This window comes from Paenibacillus sp. An7 (assembly GCF_009870785.1).
In the GTDB taxonomy this organism is placed as follows: domain Bacteria; phylum Bacillota; class Bacilli; order Paenibacillales; family Paenibacillaceae; genus Paenibacillus.
This window is the reverse complement of record NZ_WTWX01000010.1, coordinates 129,286-148,588: the sequence shown is the minus strand read 5'-3', so window position 1 is coordinate 148,588 and position 19,303 is coordinate 129,286. Positions and strand designations below refer to the sequence as shown.

Annotated in this window: 19 protein-coding genes; 6 read left to right on the top strand and 13 right to left on the bottom strand. The window is 41.8% G+C overall.

The features are described from left to right. Nucleotides 1-168 precede the first annotated feature (168 nt). Nucleotides 169-1,311, bottom strand: a complete 1,143-nt coding sequence (locus GQY27_RS13535) for an AI-2E family transporter (protein ID WP_160035224.1) — start codon at nt 1,309-1,311, stop codon at nt 169-171. Nucleotides 1,312-1,771: 460 nt separating this feature from the next. Between GQY27_RS13535 and GQY27_RS13530 the strand changes: the two genes are divergently transcribed. Further along, a complete protein-coding gene (locus GQY27_RS13530; protein ID WP_160035222.1) occupies nt 1,772-3,055 on the top strand; it encodes an ammonium transporter in 1,284 nt (427 codons plus the stop codon). Between the two features lie 357 nt (nt 3,056-3,412). Further along, nucleotides 3,413-3,898, top strand: coding sequence for a CarD family transcriptional regulator (locus GQY27_RS13525; RefSeq protein WP_160035220.1), 486 nt, complete (start codon nt 3,413-3,415; stop codon nt 3,896-3,898). Between the two features lie 76 nt (nt 3,899-3,974). Here GQY27_RS13525 and GQY27_RS13520 read toward each other — a convergent pair whose 3' ends face one another. From GQY27_RS13520 to GQY27_RS13495, 6 genes are all read right to left on the bottom strand, one after another. Then, nucleotides 3,975-4,958 carry a Gfo/Idh/MocA family protein gene (locus GQY27_RS13520; RefSeq protein WP_160035218.1) on the bottom strand — a complete coding sequence of 328 codons (984 nt, stop codon included), beginning with the start codon at nt 4,956-4,958 and terminating at the stop codon, nt 3,975-3,977. 129 nt (nt 4,959-5,087) lie between these two features. Next, nucleotides 5,088-5,399, bottom strand: a complete 312-nt coding sequence (locus GQY27_RS13515; protein ID WP_160035254.1) for an ArsR/SmtB family transcription factor — start codon at nt 5,397-5,399, stop codon at nt 5,088-5,090. A 105-nt stretch (nt 5,400-5,504) separates the two neighbouring features. Further along, on the bottom strand, nt 5,505-6,584 hold the full coding sequence (locus GQY27_RS13510; protein WP_160035216.1) for a CopD family protein: 1,080 nt from the start codon (nt 6,582-6,584) through the stop codon (nt 5,505-5,507). A gap of 2 nt (nt 6,585-6,586) precedes the next feature. Then, a complete protein-coding gene (locus tag GQY27_RS13505) occupies nt 6,587-7,183 on the bottom strand; it encodes a copper resistance CopC family protein (RefSeq protein ID WP_160035214.1) in 597 nt (198 codons plus the stop codon). A gap of 280 nt (nt 7,184-7,463) precedes the next feature. Then, nucleotides 7,464-8,681, bottom strand: a complete 1,218-nt coding sequence (locus tag GQY27_RS13500) for a multidrug effflux MFS transporter (protein WP_160035212.1) — start codon at nt 8,679-8,681, stop codon at nt 7,464-7,466. A gap of 351 nt (nt 8,682-9,032) precedes the next feature. Continuing rightward, nucleotides 9,033-10,187, bottom strand: coding sequence for a metallophosphoesterase (locus GQY27_RS13495; protein ID WP_236570592.1), 1,155 nt, complete (start codon nt 10,185-10,187; stop codon nt 9,033-9,035). A 247-nt stretch (nt 10,188-10,434) separates the two neighbouring features. On the opposite strand from GQY27_RS13495, the gene GQY27_RS13490 reads away from it, so the two are divergent. After that, complete coding sequence (locus GQY27_RS13490) at nt 10,435-11,070, top strand: NAD(P)-dependent oxidoreductase (RefSeq protein ID WP_160035210.1); 636 nt, start codon at nt 10,435-10,437, stop codon at nt 11,068-11,070. Nucleotides 11,071-11,238: 168 nt separating this feature from the next. Beyond that, the gene (locus GQY27_RS13485) at nt 11,239-11,676 is read left to right on the top strand and encodes an Rrf2 family transcriptional regulator (RefSeq protein WP_160035208.1); all 438 of its coding nucleotides are present in this window, start codon (nt 11,239-11,241) and stop codon (nt 11,674-11,676) included. A 41-nt stretch (nt 11,677-11,717) separates the two neighbouring features. On the opposite strand, the gene GQY27_RS13480 is transcribed toward GQY27_RS13485, so the two are convergent. Both GQY27_RS13480 and GQY27_RS13475 read right to left on the bottom strand, forming a co-directional pair. Beyond that, nucleotides 11,718-12,275, bottom strand: coding sequence for a hypothetical protein (locus tag GQY27_RS13480; RefSeq protein WP_160035206.1), 558 nt, complete (start codon nt 12,273-12,275; stop codon nt 11,718-11,720). Then, nucleotides 12,276-12,845, bottom strand: coding sequence for a regulatory protein RecX (locus tag GQY27_RS13475; RefSeq protein WP_160035204.1), 570 nt, complete (start codon nt 12,843-12,845; stop codon nt 12,276-12,278). Between the two features lie 299 nt (nt 12,846-13,144). Between GQY27_RS13475 and GQY27_RS13470 the strand changes: the two genes are divergently transcribed. Both GQY27_RS13470 and GQY27_RS13465 read left to right on the top strand, forming a co-directional pair. Continuing rightward, the gene (locus GQY27_RS13470) at nt 13,145-13,579 is read left to right on the top strand and encodes a MarR family winged helix-turn-helix transcriptional regulator (RefSeq protein ID WP_160035202.1); all 435 of its coding nucleotides are present in this window, start codon (nt 13,145-13,147) and stop codon (nt 13,577-13,579) included. Nucleotides 13,580-13,599: 20 nt separating this feature from the next. Further along, on the top strand, nt 13,600-14,859 hold the full coding sequence (locus GQY27_RS13465) for an ABC transporter permease (RefSeq protein ID WP_160035200.1): 1,260 nt from the start codon (nt 13,600-13,602) through the stop codon (nt 14,857-14,859). A 67-nt stretch (nt 14,860-14,926) separates the two neighbouring features. On the opposite strand, the gene GQY27_RS13460 is transcribed toward GQY27_RS13465, so the two are convergent. From GQY27_RS13460 to GQY27_RS13445, 4 genes are all read right to left on the bottom strand, one after another. After that, nucleotides 14,927-15,493, bottom strand: a complete 567-nt coding sequence (locus GQY27_RS13460; protein ID WP_160035198.1) for a GNAT family N-acetyltransferase — start codon at nt 15,491-15,493, stop codon at nt 14,927-14,929. A 284-nt stretch (nt 15,494-15,777) separates the two neighbouring features. After that, complete coding sequence (locus tag GQY27_RS13455; protein WP_160035196.1) at nt 15,778-16,497, bottom strand: cupin domain-containing protein; 720 nt, start codon at nt 16,495-16,497, stop codon at nt 15,778-15,780. Nucleotides 16,498-16,642: 145 nt separating this feature from the next. After that, nucleotides 16,643-18,751 (bottom strand): M56 family metallopeptidase, encoded by a 2,109-nt coding sequence (locus GQY27_RS13450; protein ID WP_160035194.1) that lies wholly within the window; start codon nt 18,749-18,751, stop codon nt 16,643-16,645. Nucleotides 18,752-18,756: 5 nt separating this feature from the next. Beyond that, nucleotides 18,757-19,137, bottom strand: coding sequence for a BlaI/MecI/CopY family transcriptional regulator (locus tag GQY27_RS13445; RefSeq protein ID WP_160035192.1), 381 nt, complete (start codon nt 19,135-19,137; stop codon nt 18,757-18,759). Nucleotides 19,138-19,303: the final 166 nt, after the last annotated feature.

Here is a 19,303-nt window from a genome sequence, read left to right as displayed (position 1 = left end):
TTCATTAAAGATAATCTTACTCATGAAAAATACTCCGTTCTAAAAATTGTAATGTCAGTATAACGGGACTTTTCTATAAAGAAAATAGAAAAACCCTGAATGGAGTCACTTTTTTTAAAGTGTCTACCATTCGGGGTTCAGTTCAAACGTCTGCAAGAATGCTTCTTTTTATTTTATATCCTTATCGTAGAGCCCCGAACCATCCCTGAACCAGTTAAATAAATGGGTGAAGAGCACTTTAAGAACGGCATAACCAGGTACGGCCAGCAAGATCCCAACCACTCCAAACAAATTCCCCGCTGTCAGAATGACAAAAATAATGGTAATGGGATGCACTTTAAGCGATTTTCCCATAATCTGCGGAGATATGAATTTCCCTTCGATCAGCTGAACAATCGTCCAAACTGCGATCATTTTCAGCAGCATTACCGGTGACGTAAAGGCGGCAACGAGAAGCGCAGGTGTGATCGCGATTGCCGGTCCCAGATAAGGAACAACACTCGTAAAGGCAGCAATCACAGCAAGGATCAGCGCATAATCAAGACCGATAATGACATAGCCAATATACAGCAGAACACCAATACAGAAGCTTACGATAATCTGTCCGCGAATATACGAGCTAATCTGATGATTGGATTCGGCAAGAATTCGAGTTGTCCCTGGCCGCATCTTTGTTGGCAGGAAGGACAACAGATAATTAGGCAGTTTTTTGCCGTCTTTTAATAAATAGAAAAGAATGAACGGCACCGTGACAATGGTAAGCACGGTCTCTGTTAGGATTCCTAAGAAACCGCCAATTCCTGAAAAAGTCGTATCCAAAATAGTGCTCGCCTGTTTAGATAAGTCCTGAATCATCGTATCCAGATCGAAATTAACCGCGGATTGAATCTGTGTCAGATACTGACTTCCAATAAACTGTTCAAACTGAAAGGCTACATTCTCATAATATCTTGGAAAATTAAGGATTAAGTCCTCAATCTGTTGCCGTACAACGGGAACGACCGCAAGGATCACAATCGTAATAATAGCTGCAATTAGAAGATATAAGATCAGAATCGAATATATCCTTTTTAAACCTCGGCGTTCTAATATGTCCACCAGCGGATTCAGTAAATAATACACTACACCAGTTAATAAAATGGGTATCACAATGGTCCTAAGCAAAACTTCTAAAGGCCGAAAAACGAATGAAACTTTGGTAAAGACCATAATATTGAGACCAATCAATAAGATGATCAACAAAAAAAGAACAAATTTATTATTGAGAAATAAACGCTTAAATCTGTCTGGCCAAACTCTCTCTTGTTCCATATATGCATCCCTTTCTTACGATCCAATAGCTCCTATATATATATTAATGAAAAAAGCCCAATTTTCATACGTTTTTCTAAGATGATCGTTTCCAAAATCAAAAGTTATATAAAAACTGATTGTGTTATATATATGTTATATATTAGTTATTCAATGTAAATATACTATTTTGTGTGCTTAACCATCCTAATATCTATTCAATTTCGCTCATTTATTGCATCCCATATATTATATATGTAATAAAGTGCAAATAATAATACAAATAATGTGTGCACAAAATAAAATTTAAAGAATCTTATGTTAGATATATTGACAAAGTGTAATTTTCCCTCTACAATACGGTCAAAGCCTTACAAACAAACTTTACCATTTGTGAGAATAGAAGGTTATTGTCCTCGTTCTCATATTGCAGTCAGCAGCGTGATGCAAGTCATTTTATACAAACAAGGAGTGGTTCAAGATGGAGGTCATCGGAATAAACAGTGTTTGGGTCATGCTGGGAGCCATTTTGGTATTATTCATGCAAGGCGGATTCATTCTTCTTGAAGCAGGTTCAACTCGAATGAAGAACGCCGGTCACGTTGCAGGCAAGACGATTTTCACAGTCGGGATCGTATCCATCGTATTTTGGGCAGTGGGTTATGCGCTGATCTTTGGCGGTCAAGGGAATGCACTCATTGGTTGGGGCGATTACTTCGCTTTTAATGTCACAGGCTCTTCTGCAGATGACATCATAGCCCCAAGCGTTATGTTCATCTTTCAACTTGCTTTTGCTGCCGTATCCATGTCCATTGCATGGGGCGGTTTTGCCGAAAGAGCGAAATTATCCGCGTATCTCATCTTCGCTGTTCTCTTCTCCGTACTTGTATATCCTGTTATTGCTCACTGGATTTGGGGCGGCGGCTGGCTCTCTGAACATGGAGACCAAGACTTTGCTGGTTCCACAGTAGTTCATTTAACAGGGGCTTGTGCAGCTTTAGCAGCAACCATCCTGTTAAAACCACGTATCGGTAAATACAATAAAGATGGTAAACCAAGCCATATGCCAGGTCATAACCAAGTCTTTACGACACTCGGCGTGATGATTCTATGGGTAGGCTGGTTCGGATTTAATGCAGGCAGTACACTAACCGTGGAAGATGGAAGTTTCTTCGGATTTGTTGCCATCAATACACAGCTTGGTGCTGCAGCAGGTGCCGTTGCTGCTCTCCTCGTTGCTTGGGCCTTTATGGGAAAAGCTGATGTAGGCATGATGTTAAATGGCGCGCTTGCTGGACTCGTTGCCATCACCGCATCTTGTGCTTATGTAGATTCCTGGGCTGCCATTGTGATCGGCCTGATTGCCGGTATCCTCGTCTTCTTCAGCATCCGCTTCTTCGAGAAAATGAGAATTGATGATCCCATCGCAGCCTTGTCTGCTCACGGTACTGCGGGAATTTGGGGTACACTGTCCACTGGTTTCTTCGCTACCCCTGAACTGGTCGAAAAACTTGCGGTAGGTAATCCGGGTCTATTCTATGGCGGCGGCTTCGGACAGTTGGGAGTTCAGGCACTAGGTGTTGTTACATGCGCAATCTACGCCTTCGCAGTATCCTTCGCAATTCTATGGGTCATGAAGAAAACGATCGGTATCCGCGTATCTGAAGAAGAAGAACTCGTTGGTCTTGATATGAGTGAACACGGAACCTATGGATACCCAGAGCAGCTCTCCGCAGAGATCAAAAAATCAAACCTCCCCCTCTAATTCATTCTCCTCCGTACCGGCTGAATGGTTTCCCAAACCATTCAGCCGGTTTTGCGTTGCCGCATACTTTGAACTCGGCCCTTTGAAAGTCAGGCTTCGACATCGGGGGATCAAGGTGATTCCTAGATCTCTGCGACTTTTGGCTTTGGCTGGACCATTGCTTCTTCGAACCCACTTATGTCCAAACAAAACAAGTGGAGCAGGGAGCTTGGAAACACCGCACTCCCCTTACTCCAACGCGACTAAAACCAGGCCGATTTCAAACGTATGCTATAATAGAAGAAGAACTCACGGCGAACACCCAACTAAATCAGGGTCTTTTTTTATTTCAAGGTCTTCGGAAAGGAAGTTTTATCTATGTTTCAAGTAGGCGATTATATTTTCTATCCCATGTACGGTGCAGGTCATATTGAGGCTATGGAAGAGAAGGAATTTCTCGGGGAGAAAAAATGGTATTACCAGGTGACCATTGAGCATCCGGTCATGGAAGTCTCATTTCCGATCCATAATGCTGAATCGCTCGGCATTCGGAGTATTGCGGATGAGGAAATGCTGGAAAGCGCACGATCCGTACTTTTGGAACAATGTTCAGAACTCCCCTCCAATCCTACGGCAAGACAGCAAAATCTGCTGAATAAACTAAAAACAGGTGAACTTACTATGGAGCTGCAAGTCATCCGTGATTTGAGTCACTTGAGTTCAAAAAAGACACTTGGCTGGACTGACAAAAACATGCTGAACAATGCACGTAAACTTGTCATCAGCGAACTCATAACCGCTCGAAATATTTCGCCTGAAGAAGCAGTTCTTCTACTCGATAACACCCTTCATGCGGTACACTAATTATTCCTAAAATAAAAAGATGTAAATAACCCGGTCGCTTTTTTTCTGCGTACCGGGTCTCTTTTTGTTCTCTACTTTAGCGATCCGCAGGATAGACAAGCCCGATCTGTCTGCGAACCGTGTCCATGATCGCCATGGTTACACTGGAATGATGATGTGAATTCACAGGTGATTCGAGCTCTCCGCTTTGTACAAGACGGATAAACTCCGCTGCCTCGTACTTCATAGCAGGTTCATTTGACACTTCCGAGATCGTCTCTGTTTCACCCTGTCGATAATGTATTTGCACTTTTCCAGGGGTACTAATGTGGTCAATAACCATGCTTCCCGCTTCCCCCTGAATTTCGGATGGCAGATAAGAGTTCGTTATTTTGGAGTACGTAATAACTCCTTCCATTTCCTTGTACTGCAACACGATACTTCCCTCACCATCTACACCCGAATCAAGCATCACACTGGTTGCTTTGATATTCTCAGGCTGGCCAAACAGGACAACCATCGGGTAGATGCAGTACACTCCAATATCCATCAGGGACCCGTTAGAGAATTCGGGCTTAAAAGCATTAAGAACCTTACCTTCTTTATACGCATCATAGCGAGAGGAATACTGACAATAGTTCACATTAAATTTACGAACGATGCCCAGCTTAGGCAGCTCCTCTTGGATTCTTGCAAAACCCGGAAGAAGTGTTGATTTCATCGCTTCCATTAGCACAACCTGATTCGTTGCAGCTGCATCCAGCATATCTTGAAGCTGTTTACTGTTAGAAGCAATCGGTTTTTCACACAAAACATGCTTCCCATGATTCATCATGAGGATCGCTTGCTCACTATGTAATGAATTCGGGCTGGCGATGTACACCGCATCGAGCTCTTCACTCGCAGCCATATGTTCTAAATTCGTATAGATAAATTCCGCACCGTGTTTTTCAGCAAATTCTTTAGCACGTTTCTCCGTCCGTGAATAAACAGCTGTAAGCTTAAAATCGGTGAGCGTGCTTGCCGCCTCCAGAAAACGGTCTGTAATTGTGTTTGTTCCAATAATACCGAAGCGTACCACGTTACCCCTCCTCTTCGTCACTTTTCTTTTTTGTCATTGTATCATAAATAGGAGGAGGAGATTTTGCTAGTTCCTTATGCATCTTTATATCTAGGAATCTAGATAATTATAAAGAAAAAAACTCCTTTCTTATAGATTTTTTTTGAGTTCATCACAAAACTGCTGAATGACCTCTTCATTCCGTCTGTAATATGTCCACTGACCAACACGTTCTGACAAGAGCAGGCCGGCCTTTTGCATTGATAATAAATAATTCGAAATAACGGATTGTGCAAGTCCTGCCTTCGCTTGAATATCTCCTACACATACTCCTTTTGTCCGATCTCCATTAGGAGGAGCATGGTACCGATCACCGAAATGTTCTTCGGGTTTTTTGAGCCATTCAAGAATATCCCGCCTTGTCTCATTCGACAACACTTTATGAATCATTATAGGTTCCATAAGCTTCATTATATATGCTCCTATCTATTTGTAAATAAATATACCGCCTTTATCCTTGAAATAAAGGCGGTATCGATAACCAATCTATCTTTCATCCAGTATGCGCTACTCTACACTTAACATTAGGCTTCCGTAAGCAGTGAGTACAAACAGAAATCCAAGAATCAGTAACATTACAGGGCTTGCTTTTTTGTTCGTAAATGAGATTATCATCCCAGCAAGGATTAACAGAGCTCCCCCTGCAAGAGCAGCCGACGGGATCGTAACTCCCCAGTTCAGCGGTAAACTAGCTTCAGGATGAAGCATCATGAAAACTGCCGACGGGTCATTATACTCCAGTGTTTCAGCTACCGTGTGAGCTGGCGCTTCCTGTGACATTAAGGCTGTGAAGAGGAGCACACATAAAATAAGAATGGTTTCTGCTTTGAGCCAAGGAATTACGGCAAACCCTTGATCGCGTTTCGTTTTACTCCGAATTAAAAATCCATTACACAATCCGCAAATAATGATAGGAACAAACAGTAAATGTTTCATTAACAATGCCTGCCCATACGGCAGAATCCAGGAGTTTACATATTCAGGTACCGTGTAGCTCATCGTAAGCAGTCCCGATCCCAAGATAAGCACGACACAAGCGATCGATACTGGGGTGAACCATTTCAGAAAACGATCCCAGTTCCGCGCTTCTGCTGTAAACCACGCAATAGCAAAAAGCACTCCTGCCCATACAGCCATAGAAAGCATATGAACCGTCTGAATGACAGCTCCCTTAAACCCTCCAATAGCACCTAAGTGGCTGGAATAGCCGAATGTTGCAATGATACACAGAACAACCAGCAAGGATGGATAGAGAATCTTTTTGTTGTGAAGGGCATCTTTTATCAGCAAAAAGGTAAGGAGTAATAATAAACAGAGTCCAAATACCAGGAGATATGCTTTCCCCTCTTTAAAAGAGAATAGGACGGTGGACAGCGCTTTTCCATATCCAATTCCTGAACCAAAACGAATAATAATCTGGAGCAGCGGTGCAAAGGATAAAACCATCGTCCCCACGATACTCCAGATCACCGCCTGACGCGGGATACGGAGCACAGGTCTTGCATTACCCGGAACAAGATGAACAATCAAACTTCCCATAAGAAACGCATAACAGATGTATAGCAGACCTTCGCTAAGAAAGCCCATTTTTATTTTTTCCCTTTACGTCTTACGGCTACATAGACACCTGCAATAACAACAACGACGATGAGCGCAATCCAAATTCCTGCATTTCCTGTATTGCCAGCTTCTGTTTCTTGTACATCGTCTGCTGCAGGTGCTGCCGTATTAACTTGTTCATCTACTGTATCTTCGCTTGTTACAGGTGTATCCGTGTTTGTATTTTCATCCTCTACAGCAGTATTGTCCGGCTGTTCCGGCTCTACTGGTGCATCTACGGTAAATGCGTATTCGTTATTAATGGTATGACCATCTTCCCCGACAATCGTCCAGTCTACCTTATAAGCTCCATTCGGCAATGGTTCATTTAACTTAGCTGTCAGCGTGTTTTCTTTGACCTCGATATTCGCCAGGTCCATAACGTTGCCTTCTTCATTTACTACTTTAATCTCACTAAGCGGCTCAATTGGTGTTTCAAACGTAAGGACTAATTCATCCAGCGTAGAAGTCACCGTATCTCCATTTCCAGGGACCGCACTTTCTAGACCCGTATGTGCAAAAGCAGCGCCTGGCAGCAGCACTAAAAACAGAACCAGCGTAAGAATTCCTTTTTTCATCATTTTCATTATCGATCCTTTCTCTTCGAGTAGTTTTATGTAACACTCCCTTACGACTCAGCATAACCCATCCTTTCGGAGCAAAAGAATAGCCCAGACGGGTCATACTTTTCCTAAAAAGCAGGAGAAACGGGATGAATTATGAACAAAAAGCAACTTTCACGAGCAAAATAAGCTCGATATTGTTGGTAACATCACTGCACGTTCTAAAATAGTCCACTACAAAAGGCTAAATCAAAAAGAAGAAAGGATCAATAATCCCCTCTTCTTTAATGAGATTTGAATAGTCCTATTTCCGCGAACGTGATCTGACCATGAGTATATAAAGGGCAATGGCAAGAAGTTCAGCAGATGCAATTACAATCCCCATCGGTACTGCCGTATCTTCTCCGCCAATTCCGACGAGAGGGGCTACCAGTCCTCCAAATAGGAACATAAGAACACCAAGTAAAGCCGATGCACTGCCCGCAGAATTCTTCTGATTCTGCATCGCAAGTCCAAATGTTGCGGTATTTACAATACCAACACAAGAAACCACCAGGAAAAGAGGAATCAAAATACCAACCAACGGAGCATCTGCTAAGATGGCAAGAAGCAGGCTGATTCCGCCGATCCCGGCAAGGGACAAGCCTACAATCAGCAGTCTTGATTCTCCCACACGTCCTGCAAGTCTTCCCGCAATCTGACTCGCAATAATGATACCCGCTCCATTCATAGCAAAGATCAAACTATAGGTTTGAGGGCTGACTTCGTAGATTTTTTGAAGAACAAAGGGTGAACCTGATATATAGGCAAACATAGCAGCTCCTACAAATCCTTGGCAAAGAGCATAGCCCATGAATACCCGATCTTTCATAATCGTACCGAAAGCACGGAACGTCTGTTGCAGTCCGCCTTGGGTACGCTGATTTTTCGATAAGGACTCAGGAAGGCCAAGGATAACTCCAATCAGGGATAATACCCCGATGATGGTGAGGACGACGAATACACCTCGCCAAGAAGTCACCGTGAGCAGCTGACCACCTGCAATTGGTGCAAGGATGGGCGCTGCTCCATTGATGAGCATAAGTAAGGAAAAGAATTTCGTGAGCTCTGTGCCCGAATACAAATCACGAACCACGGCTCTTGAGATAACAATTCCCGCTGCACCAGCAGCTCCTTGAATAAAACGCATGACGACAAACATTTCTATAGATGGGGCAATAAAACATAAAATCGAGGAAAGTGTAAATACACCAAGACCGATAAGCAGCGGTCCACGTCGTCCTCTCGCATCGCTGATAGGTCCCGCTACTAACTGACCAAGAGCAAGTCCCAGCATACAAGCAGTAAGACTAAGCTGAGCATATGATGCGGTCGTGTTTAAATCGTCTGCCAGAATGGTAAGTGCAGGCAGATACATATCAAGTGAGAATGGGCCGAAAGCTGACAGTGTTCCGAGTATAAACGCCAGCCAAAGCCGCTTTGCACGATCCGGTGCTTCCTGGATCGCCTGAGCTTGGGTCATGAATGTTCTCTCCTTTTTTAGATAGAAATAGTAGAGCTCGTGTGTACAAAAATAGCTCTTTATGTAATGTTTTTCATAAATCCCTTGTTCATTTTACAATAAATCTGACAGTTTACAACCATCAAGACTTCTAAGTAAGAACATAGCCATAGCGATGGCGTAATAACTTCACTCTCTAAGTTATTCTACTCATTAACGTTTAATTGGATAAATCATTAAGATCATAGTTGATTTTGTCCCATTAATTATTCACCCCATGAGATAACATATTCAGAATAATGTAAATCATAGGGCTACTAAAAAAGACATCCCTCATAAAAAAAGAGGGAATGTCTTTTTCAAATCACTTACTTATTCTTCGGTAAATGTTAGTTCAATATGAATGACTTCTGATCTGCTTGCTAGGCGAATAGGCGGTCCCCATGAACCAAAACCAGAGGAAACAATAACATGCATTTTTTCTTTCAGCATATAGCCCCAGTCCAGTTCAAAAAGCCGTTTTGTAATAAGATGATTGGGTGCAAACTGTCCCCTGTGCGTATGTCCGCATAGCAGTAGATCAGCACCCGCTTCCTGAGCTTTATCAAACGCATATGGCTGATGATCCAGCAAAACAATCGGTTTTGTATGATCCAGCGGCGTAAGCAGATCTGATACAGATAAACGTCCTTCTGAATCCATACGTTCTGCAGTCAGATCTTTACGTCCCGCTATGTAGATAGCTCCGCCTGCTGCGCTGACGACCTCGTCCCGAAGGACAGGAATTCCAATCTCGCTCATTTCTCTCACATAACGATCAATATGCCCTCCGTAATATTCATGGTTACCGAGCACTGCAAAAACACCGTATCTGGCAGATAATTTCTTCATCTCATATGACATCTTATTTCGCAAAAAAGGTTCAATTGAATCATCAAGCACATCCCCTACCAATAAGGTCAGATCAGGGTTTAATCCATTAAGGAGTCCGGTCAGCCTTCTCAGATATCGATTGCCCACAATGTTCCCAAGATGGATATCAGAAGCTACTGCAATGGTGTACTTTCTAGGCGCACCTGGTTCTGGCTTCTTTGCTACCGTCACTTCATATTTTCTTACAATAGGACTCCAAGCATTATAAGACCCGCGCAGCAGGAAAATGACTAGAAGAGCTACCGTTGCCCAGCCAAGTATCGGAATATAAGCCTTGGAATCCGCACCCCCAAGATGACATATCCATCCGATCAGATCCATCACCGGAAGTACAAGTATGAAGAACTCGAGCAGTGCAAAATAGTACGAACCGATCACTTTTATGAAGCGCCCTATAGGACCAAGCCACTTGATCCGTCCGATTGCATATCCAAGTGAGACCACAGTCAGAGAGATCCCTAATATAAAAATAGAGATATCAGAAACATAAAAAGAAAGAAACAAGTACATATTCCAGCCGATATACAGCTGCAGTCCAATAAACATAAGGAGTACAAGTAACGTATTCACTATCATTCGAAAGGGAAACTTCATTGGTTCCTGTCTCGCTCCTTTATTATGCAAAATTGATTACACTTCATTTTATTATACAACTGGACTGAATTCCAACCTCAGCTATTCTCTCCTAGATATTACACCTGCTAAGTATGAAGCGTATCTTTCCTTCAAGAGATATCTTACCCCTATATCATGAGTCCTGTTGACAAATCTCCAAGGTTGTAACTATAATGGTTACAGGTTGAAAAAACGTTTTTTACATAACTACATGGGAGGAATTAAAATGAAAATTGCAATTATTGGTGCTAGCGGTAAAGCAGGAAAACTCATTATGGACGAAGCAAGAAAACGCGGCCATGAAGTCACAGCGATTGTAAGAAATGCATCTAAGGTTAGCGGAGTTCCTGCCACCCAGAAAGATATCTTCGAACTAATGACGGAAGATCTAGATAAATATGATGTTGTTGTGAATGCCTTTGGTGCGGCGCCAGGTGAAGAACATAAACATGTTGAAGCAGGCAAAACACTCATTAAGGCACTAAGCGGTGTAGAAGGCACTCGGCTGATCGTAGTCGGCGGTGCAGGAAGCTTGTACGTTGATGAAGCGAAAACGACCAAACTGATCGACACACCAGAATTCCCTGACCTCTATAAACCAACCGCAAGCAGTCAAGGTAAAAACCTGGAGGATCTGAAAGCTTCTACAGACCTAAAATGGACTTTCGTAAGCCCAGCGGCGACATTCGATGCAGAAGGGGCACGCAGTGGTTCATATCAAAAAGGAAAAGATACTCTAATTGTGAACTCCAAAGGGGACAGCTACATCAGTTACGCGGACTATGCAATTGCGATTGTGGATGAAATTGAAAACCCAGCACATATCGGTGAACGTTTCACTGTCGTTGGCGAACAAATATAATCTCCTTGTTTTTTCAGATTTCAGATCCTCTGGGCCGCCACCCGGAGGGTCTTTTTGTTTACAACTGTTCACTCAGGGTACAATAGATTACACTATAAAAGACGTATATACCTATTAATAGAAGAATTACTCTGCTATGAGCAGAAGAATAAAGGAGTTAACGTAAAGATGGTTACTAGCCGATTTGCTGTTGGCATTCATATTTTGTCACTGCTTGAGATCAACAAAGATACCGTCAACACCTCAGACTTTCTCGCGGGCAGCGTGGGTACCAATCCCGTGGTCATTCGCCGAATTACAGGTATGCTGAGCAAAGCAGGACTTGTTGATGTGAAACCGGGCGTTGCAGGGGCGAAGCTTAAAAAAGAGGCAGCAGACATCACTCTACTCGACGTGTACCGGGCGGTAAATGCGGTGGAAGAAGATGCCCTATTTTCTGTACATGATTCTCCGAATCCTGCCTGTGTGGTAGGGCGTAATATTCAGAATGCGATCTCCCCTATCTTTATTTCTGCTCAAAAAGCAATGGAAGATCAGCTTGCGAATGTCTCCATCGCTGATGTAATCTATGACCTCTCCCAAAAAGAAAAAGAATCTCTGGACTGAACGGTTATTCCGTCTTTTCAGAGATTCCTTTAGATATATTTTCACGACCAAATATATTCGTTTTTAAAATCGTGTTTATTTACTTGATCATTCACGTCATTAAATTGGATAAAGAAATCAGTTCGATCCTTCTTCGTATACTCTAAGGGGAATGCATCTAGTAATAAACTTGAATACTCCATAAGATATAGAATATCACTCTCTCTTCCTTTTCCCATTATATAATTGACAATTATATTGGATATCTTATCTTCACCTTGGTACTGTATTTCATACAAAACATAGGTGTCTGTGAGTCGATATGAAAAATAAGAATAAAATTGATCCAAATGAACTCCCGCTTGTTTAAAGTGATCGTTTGCTTGCAGCAATACAGAGACATCAGCCTCTGTTTGCTCACTTTCGTTAAATTCCCTCAGTAGCTCACTCGTACGTACAAGTTCTGTACGAAACTGATCGTACACCTCGCTTTCCTTCACCCCATCCGAGATGAGAGACTTCCCATCCACCAGCAAAAATCCGTACCATCCCCCCACTACTAGAGCACAAATTAAAGTGATAATGGCTATACCTATGTGTTTGGCAAAGAAGCTCCTCACTTACGTATCACCCTGCCCTTTCTCCAGTTGTGCCGAAATGCGATTCAAAAGATGAATAATTTCCTGTTTCTGCTCTTCAGGAAAATCTTGATAATTTGTATCACTCGGCAGGTCAGGAATTTGCTCCTCCAGTTCGTGAATAACCATACGCGTTTTCTTCAATTCCCTGCGGTCGCCTGTCCCTTCAAGTATTTTCGAGGAATGTGATAAAAGTTCTGCTCCGAGATCCTTAAGCTTGTTCTCTAAAGCTTCTGTACTCAAATCTTCTCCTTCAGAATGATTAGTACGGAGTTGTCTGACCTCTTCTGCTGCCCTGATTAAACGATTGTATCCTAAAAATAACTCTCTTGCGCTATCCCGATTTGGTGGCCCTGCTCTGTTCAAGACAGTGTCCGTATAATAGGTTGAAGCATGTAATGAGGATGTAGTGAGACCATAAGAATACGTAAAAGCCTTGCCGCTACTTTGTTGTCTTTTCTGGATATCGTACTCTTTCCCAATGAGTAGCGAAAACAAGATGATCAGAAATATGGATCCTGTGATGATCCACATCGAAACTGTTTTTCCCAAAAGCTCACCACCATTCATTTCGTCTATATCCTATATAGATAAATATTAATGATTTCAATATATATTAGGATATTTTCCTTTATATTACCTTATACTATTAGTTTCACCTAACCATTATATGGGTTTACCCCTTCATTGCTTCACCTCTAATAGCAATGATAATGTTCACAAAAAAGATATTTAATTTAAATAATTTTGATTATTTTAACTAAATTGTCGTTAATACGGTTTACTATTTAGGACATCCTAAGTATAATACTTCTTCACTAATACTATTTTTACGAATAGGAGCAATACTTTTGGATCATCAAATTTCTCTAGACATGCTAATGGACACTTATAATCAGTTGGAACAAAAATTGACGAACTACCGGATCAAGGCTTTCGTAGATCATTTGCGAAAATACGATTTAACTTTGAATCAATTTGCCATTTTAACAAAAGTTCAACGAGAAGGACCTTGTCTATCTGTACATTTAGCCCAGTATCTAGAAATTAAGGCGGCTTCGATCACTTATTTGGTAGACTCACTTGAACAAAGAGGTTATGTCAATCGCATAGATAATCCAGAGGATCGGCGAAGTCACCGAATTACACTGACGGATAAAGGCAATGATGTCCTTTTTATTCCGGAGATGGATCTGTCAGTCAAGGAACAATTCGAGCAATTAGATGAAGAGGATAAAGAAATGGTATACCTGAGTATTCGTTTACTAAATCGTAAACTAAAGTAAATTAAAGGAGCTTGCTTCAATTGAAAAACTTATTAAAAATTAAATTTGCGTGGTTTCCGGTCTGGTCTGTAGCCGTGTTAATGTTGAGCATGATCCTGATTTACTTGCCCGTATTTAGCGGTGCCGATCAGCGGATGCACGATTTTCCGCTCATTCTGGTGAGTGAGGACTCCGGTTTTGCAGACTCGCCGGAAGGTAAAGCAATTATCTCTAACCTTGTGAAACAGCAAGATGGACACTCATTTGTATGGCAGATTGAAAGTTCAAAGGAAACCGCTATACAGGCGATTAAAGAAAATAAAGCAAACGGAGCTTTGGTTATTCCCGCTAATTTCAGTGAACAGACTTCTGCCTTAAAGCAATCGTTCTTATCAGGAGAAGCTGATCTTACTGCCGTACCTATTGAAATTTTATTAAATGATGGAGCTTCACAGATGGCTTCCAGCATCTCAACAACGGTATTACAAACCCTAGCTTCATCAATCTCTGATATGGTTAGCGGCGGAATAAAAGCGGAAATGACAAAACAACAAGCACTTTTATCTCCTATGGTCGCATCTCAGCTTGACCACCCTATCGAATTCAAGGTGACAAGCGTGCTCGGACTTCCTTCAGATATCAACAAAGGAATGACCCCGTTTATGATCGTCTTAATCGCATCCATTACCGGGCTTATGGGAACACAGATGATTCATGGGTATTTAGGTGGTATTAGCGATAGTCTGAAGAGCCATGGCGTTCCTCTCACCTATTCAAAGGTGTTTGCAACGGAGATTCTGCTGAGTGCCATCTTAATGATTGCTGTTGCAGCCGTAATTCCAGTAGCGGTGTTTGGACTCTATGGAAGCTACCACTCATCAGGCATCATTTCAATTTTCTTATTTACTTTGCTATGCACGATGACCATGTTCGCTATGTTTAAAATGATCGGCATGTTATTCGGAAAATGGGCTATGCTGGCAGCATTTCCGGTCAATATTTTAGGAATCTTTGCTAGCGGCGGAGCAATTCCGGTTACAAACCTTCCCGATTTCCACCGCATCGTTGGCAATATGATGCCTATTCGTTACATGATTGATGGCATGCGTTCATTACTCTATTACGGCGGTAATATGGAAGCTGGGCTAGGAAAGGCGTTACTAATCGTTCCTACTTTCTTCCTTCTCTTTTCCGCAATCATCGTCATTGCATTCCTATGGAAAAAAAATCAGGAAAATAAGAAGCAGCATCATCAACAGCAGGATTCAAGTCGTCCTGCACAGACTGCTATCTCAGCATAAATATAGTCACATATAAAAAATGGCACGAGTTGATCAGCATAAAGGCTTATCAACTCGTGCCGTTTTTTCATTTTTCATTCCGATATTTCTCCCGGTACTCACCTTCGAGCATACTCATGAGAATCGCATCATGATATTTATGATCGTAGAACAAAGCATCACGCTGGCGCCCTTCTACCTTAAAACCCACTTTCTCATAGACATGCAGAGCTCGTTCATTGAAATCATATACATTCAGCTCGATCCGGTGCAGCTGTAATATACCAAACCCATAATCCAGCATAAGACACAGTGCTTCAGTGCCATAACCCTGCCCTTGGTGGGCTGATTGTTCAATCGCAACTCTGAGATTTGCACTCCGGTTCGTATAGTCCAAGTCTTGCAGTACAATTTCTCCAATGAGTTCATCTGTCTCCTGCAAGGCAATCAGCAAAATTACGGATGACTCATCCCCTCGCTTTCTATCTATATATTCTACGATCTGCTCATAATTAAAAATTGCCTTCGTGCCGGTCAGTCTTCTTGTTTCTTCATTAAAAAGCTGCTTATAATATGTTTTTGCATCACTTGCATTTAAGGGTTTAAGATATACTTTCTTCCCTTGTAACACCTTGGGTATAAAATTCTCTTCCATGTCCTCTTCCTTCCCTTCTCTATGTATGATCCCGTGCTTCTAGTTCTAGAATAATTGTATCTGAATCCTATTCGCTTCTAAAGAGAAAGTATGATTCTAATCATTTATTACTGTGATTTGTGATTTGAGAGCCCACGACCTTTCCTCTATTTACATGCGTAATTTGCTCGATAACATAACCTGAGTCATCTGAGGCTAGATTTACAAAACAGGAGCCCGTTCCTAACTTGTGACTACGTAAAAACCGCGTCCGAGGGACACGGTTTGATTCCATTCTTATTACTTTAAGGAAGTCGATAAGGGCTAGGTCCTCCGTAGTTTGGCCCCTGATTCGTATATCCATGGGGAATCTGGGTGTTTCTCTGCTGTCCCTGTTGCGGGTAGTTTCCGTGCCTCTGACCATAATCAGGATACACTGGACCGTTATTCTGGGCATACAGCTGAGGCTTAGGCTGAGGCTGGTGATACTTTGTACAATTGGCAGGAGGACCAATAACAACCGTATCACTAATGGGAGCAATCGCAGCCTTATACGCAGCTTCATCCAAGCAATACGTATGTGCAACGGCTTCCGGTGGCGCAAGTCGTAGAAAATCCGATACAGCAATGAATTCCGGTGTTGGCGCATCAAAGATCGCCAGCAAGTGAGTGTTATCTTCAGTGGCCATCTCCCAGTGAAACCATCCTTGCGGCACGTTCCCGACCTGACCTGGAGAGACTGGTACTTGAATAACCTCTTTCGTAAATGGATTAATTATGGAAATCACGGCTGCACCGGAAATACAATATACAAGTTCTGAAGCATTCTGATGAATATGAGGCTCCACAATATTGCCACGCGTCAAATAAATATCGAGCAAAGAATTGTCACCGAGGGTATTCAGCTGCTTAACACCAAGTGCATTAATATAGTTACCACTGTCCTTGGTAAAATTTCTGTTATTACTCAGATCGTAAAAATACTGCACACCCGGAGATGTAAAATCCATATAAGACACCGCCATAATTTATCCCTCCAGAAATGATTCACTCCGAATCAAGCATTCATTCGATCCATTTGGCATCACTTCTTTCAGTCTATTGCTTATACGAATCAGTTATTCTCCAGATATGACGAAAAATGTAGAACATTCTTTTAAATGAATTTATTTAGCCCTCATCCCTGCTCACACCAATAATCTCACCATAGGGGTTGATAGCCATATGAACAGTACGCTCCCCGCTTTTCTTAAACGTAAATGAACCGGGAGATTTTGTTACTCTACTTAAATCGTATCCCTTCAAATCGATATGAAATAATTGTTCGGCAAGGTAAGAGAACTCTCTTCGAAACTGTTCATCGCCATAACTAAGTCTTGGCTTCGAGTATCCTTCCGTTCCTGTGACAGGTACAGAACCATCCCGAATTCTTTGTATTTCATTCCGATCCGGATGCATGAATACATCTCCTGCTTCACCGAACCTGAACATTAGACTCTGATTTGCACCAAAGTTGTCATAGGAATAAAAAACATCTGTTGCATCGTTCTGAAGAACATCCGCATGTAATAAAAATAATGCTTGCCTAGCGGCTTCGATCTTTTCATTAGAGACCTTGTTAGCAGGCAGTTTAAATGAAATCCGATAGACCTCATCATTTGTAAAAATAACTTCAGTGGATTGACTCTGTTTAAAAACAGTCTGTATCCCTAATGTCTCACCTCCTGTATAGTGTTCCAAACCATGAGTGTCGTATTTTAGATGACGATGCACTGGGATATCGAACTCCGGAACACCATCATATCCTTTTTCCTGTAAGGTATGTTCAGCTCTTTCAACCAAACCTGGCTCAAGACGTTCTATGGGAAGATCTAAACTCATCATGGCTTTTTCTAGTTCTCCGGTATCTGCATTTACCCATATATAATTCATGCCTGTACCGTCTCCTTTAAACTTAAAGGAGACTTGATTCGTTTCGATAACCGTCTTCACTTCAATTAAAGGAAGCGGCTTTCCCAAGTATCTCATTATCTCCTGGATTGATTCTTCTGCAGCAGCACGAATGGATGAATCTACGTTATCTAAAAGAGAAGCATTTTGCTTGGTCATCTCTAAAATTTCTTTCTCTAAACCGGCGTATTTACTATCTGCTTTCGCGTTCGTTAGAGCTACTAACATGAAAGTCGCAACGACTACTAATCCCAGGGCAGACCATAAGATCGATTTTCTTCGAAACTTGGTTATCATCATGATTCTCCTTTTGATCTGCAGCTTGTCTGATGAGAAATTAGCAGTAACCAGCAGATGCGAGTTTGGTATATTTGACCTCTTTGTCAGTAACTTAATGATCGTGTACCCATACTCCTTCACTTCGCTGCCCTTAACATATGAAATCGCTTTGTGATCACATGACAGCTCCTGATCTTCCCGCATTCTGCGATAGGCATACCAGAGAACGGGGTTGAACCAGTGTACTACGAGTAGAAATAACATAACCCAGTTCACTAGAATGTCCTTACGCTTGTAATGCACAAGTTCATGAAGGAAAATGTACTTTAATTCTTTCTCTGAAAACTCCTTTTCAACAGATGCAGGAAGTAATATTTGAGGCCGAAAAACCCCAATCAAGGCAGGTCCTTCTACTGCATCCGTAACTTTCAGCTCAATCGCTCTTCTGATACCCATGGATTCCTTACATTCCTTTAGGTACTGCAGCGTATGTGCATCCTCTTTAAGCCCATTCCGAATATGAACCCTAATAAACTTTCGATTCATCTTCCATATTTTAAACGCTAGTATACTAACACCAAACAACCAAACCAGGAAAACACTCACATATAGCCATGGAATTTCTGACAAAAGTAGAGCTTGTTGCTGCCAAACTCCAGCATTTTCAACGCCTACCGTATCCTCACCTAGCATGTCCTCCACTGGAGCAACGACTCCAGTACTATGGTTACTCCCGTTCATCTCCTCATCTTCAGTCAACAAGGCTGAAGAAGTGATTTCGTAATCACCCACATTTATAAACATGTTTTCTGTAGAGGAGTTTGTTGCCTTAGGAAATAGGTTGTATAAACTAAAAGAACTCTCTGGAGCCCATGGCAGTATAAGTCTCATAATTAAAACCAGCCATAAAGCATATTGCCATTTTACAGGGAGTCGATCCTGTAGCAGTGTTTTTATCCCCAGTATGAGAATCACCACCACAGAAGCCATAAGGGACGTCTTACCGAGCCATAATAAGAAGGAAGGAACCCTTTCCGTAAGCAGATTCACTATAGTCATTTTTCACCTGATTTTTTATCCAGTAAATATTTCAGTTCCTTAATTTCTTCTTCCGTTAATTTCTCGTCTTTCAGGAATTGTACAAACATCGGTTTCAGTGCTCCACCATATAACCGCCGTAAAAACGACTTACTTTCTGCCTTTACACACTCCTCTTCACTTACTAGTGGAGAGTATAAATACGTTTTACCTTCTTTATGAAATTCAAGTGCCTTCTTCTTCAGCAATCGATTAATCAGTGATTTTACCGTGGCGGGTTTCCACTCTTTATCATTACGCAGTTCATTCATCACATCATTTGCAGTAGCAGGTGATTGCTTCCAAAAGACCTTCATCACTTCCCACTCCGCTTCAGAAATTCGTGGAATATCATTCATTTATTATCGCCTCCATTCTATTAAATTACATTTGTAATCGATAGTATTTGAATAAAGTTTACACTTGTAATCGGTAGGTGTCAATCATTTCCTAATTCTCTTCTTCAAGGGTGTGTACACACATCTAAAGCACAAAAAACCCTGCTGGCTTGTAAGCCAGCAGGGT

Bases quoted from the DNA above. Each gene is read 5' to 3' on its own strand.
- GQY27_RS13495 (WP_236570592.1), bottom strand. From the start codon at position 10,187: ATGAAGTTTCCCTTTCGAATGATAGTGAATACGTTACTTGTACTCCTT.
- GQY27_RS13485 (WP_160035208.1), top strand. From the start codon at position 11,239: ATGGTTACTAGCCGATTTGCTGTTGGCATTCATATTTTGTCACTGCTT.
- GQY27_RS13490 (WP_160035210.1), top strand. From the start codon at position 10,435: ATGAAAATTGCAATTATTGGTGCTAGCGGTAAAGCAGGAAAACTCATT.
- GQY27_RS13535 (WP_160035224.1), bottom strand. From the start codon at position 1,311: ATGGAACAAGAGAGAGTTTGGCCAGACAGATTTAAGCGTTTATTTCTC.
- GQY27_RS13505 (WP_160035214.1), bottom strand. From the start codon at position 7,183: ATGAAAATGATGAAAAAAGGAATTCTTACGCTGGTTCTGTTTTTAGTG.
- GQY27_RS13515 (WP_160035254.1), bottom strand. From the start codon at position 5,399: ATGGAACCTATAATGATTCATAAAGTGTTGTCGAATGAGACAAGGCGG.
- GQY27_RS13455 (WP_160035196.1), bottom strand. From the start codon at position 16,497: ATGGCGGTGTCTTATATGGATTTTACATCTCCGGGTGTGCAGTATTTT.
- GQY27_RS13500 (WP_160035212.1), bottom strand. From the start codon at position 8,681: ATGACCCAAGCTCAGGCGATCCAGGAAGCACCGGATCGTGCAAAGCGG.
- GQY27_RS13445 (WP_160035192.1), bottom strand. From the start codon at position 19,137: ATGAATGATATTCCACGAATTTCTGAAGCGGAGTGGGAAGTGATGAAG.
- GQY27_RS13510 (WP_160035216.1), bottom strand. From the start codon at position 6,584: ATGGGCTTTCTTAGCGAAGGTCTGCTATACATCTGTTATGCGTTTCTT.
- GQY27_RS13460 (WP_160035198.1), bottom strand. From the start codon at position 15,493: ATGGAAGAGAATTTTATACCCAAGGTGTTACAAGGGAAGAAAGTATAT.
- GQY27_RS13530 (WP_160035222.1), top strand. From the start codon at position 1,772: ATGGAGGTCATCGGAATAAACAGTGTTTGGGTCATGCTGGGAGCCATT.
- GQY27_RS13525 (WP_160035220.1), top strand. From the start codon at position 3,413: ATGTTTCAAGTAGGCGATTATATTTTCTATCCCATGTACGGTGCAGGT.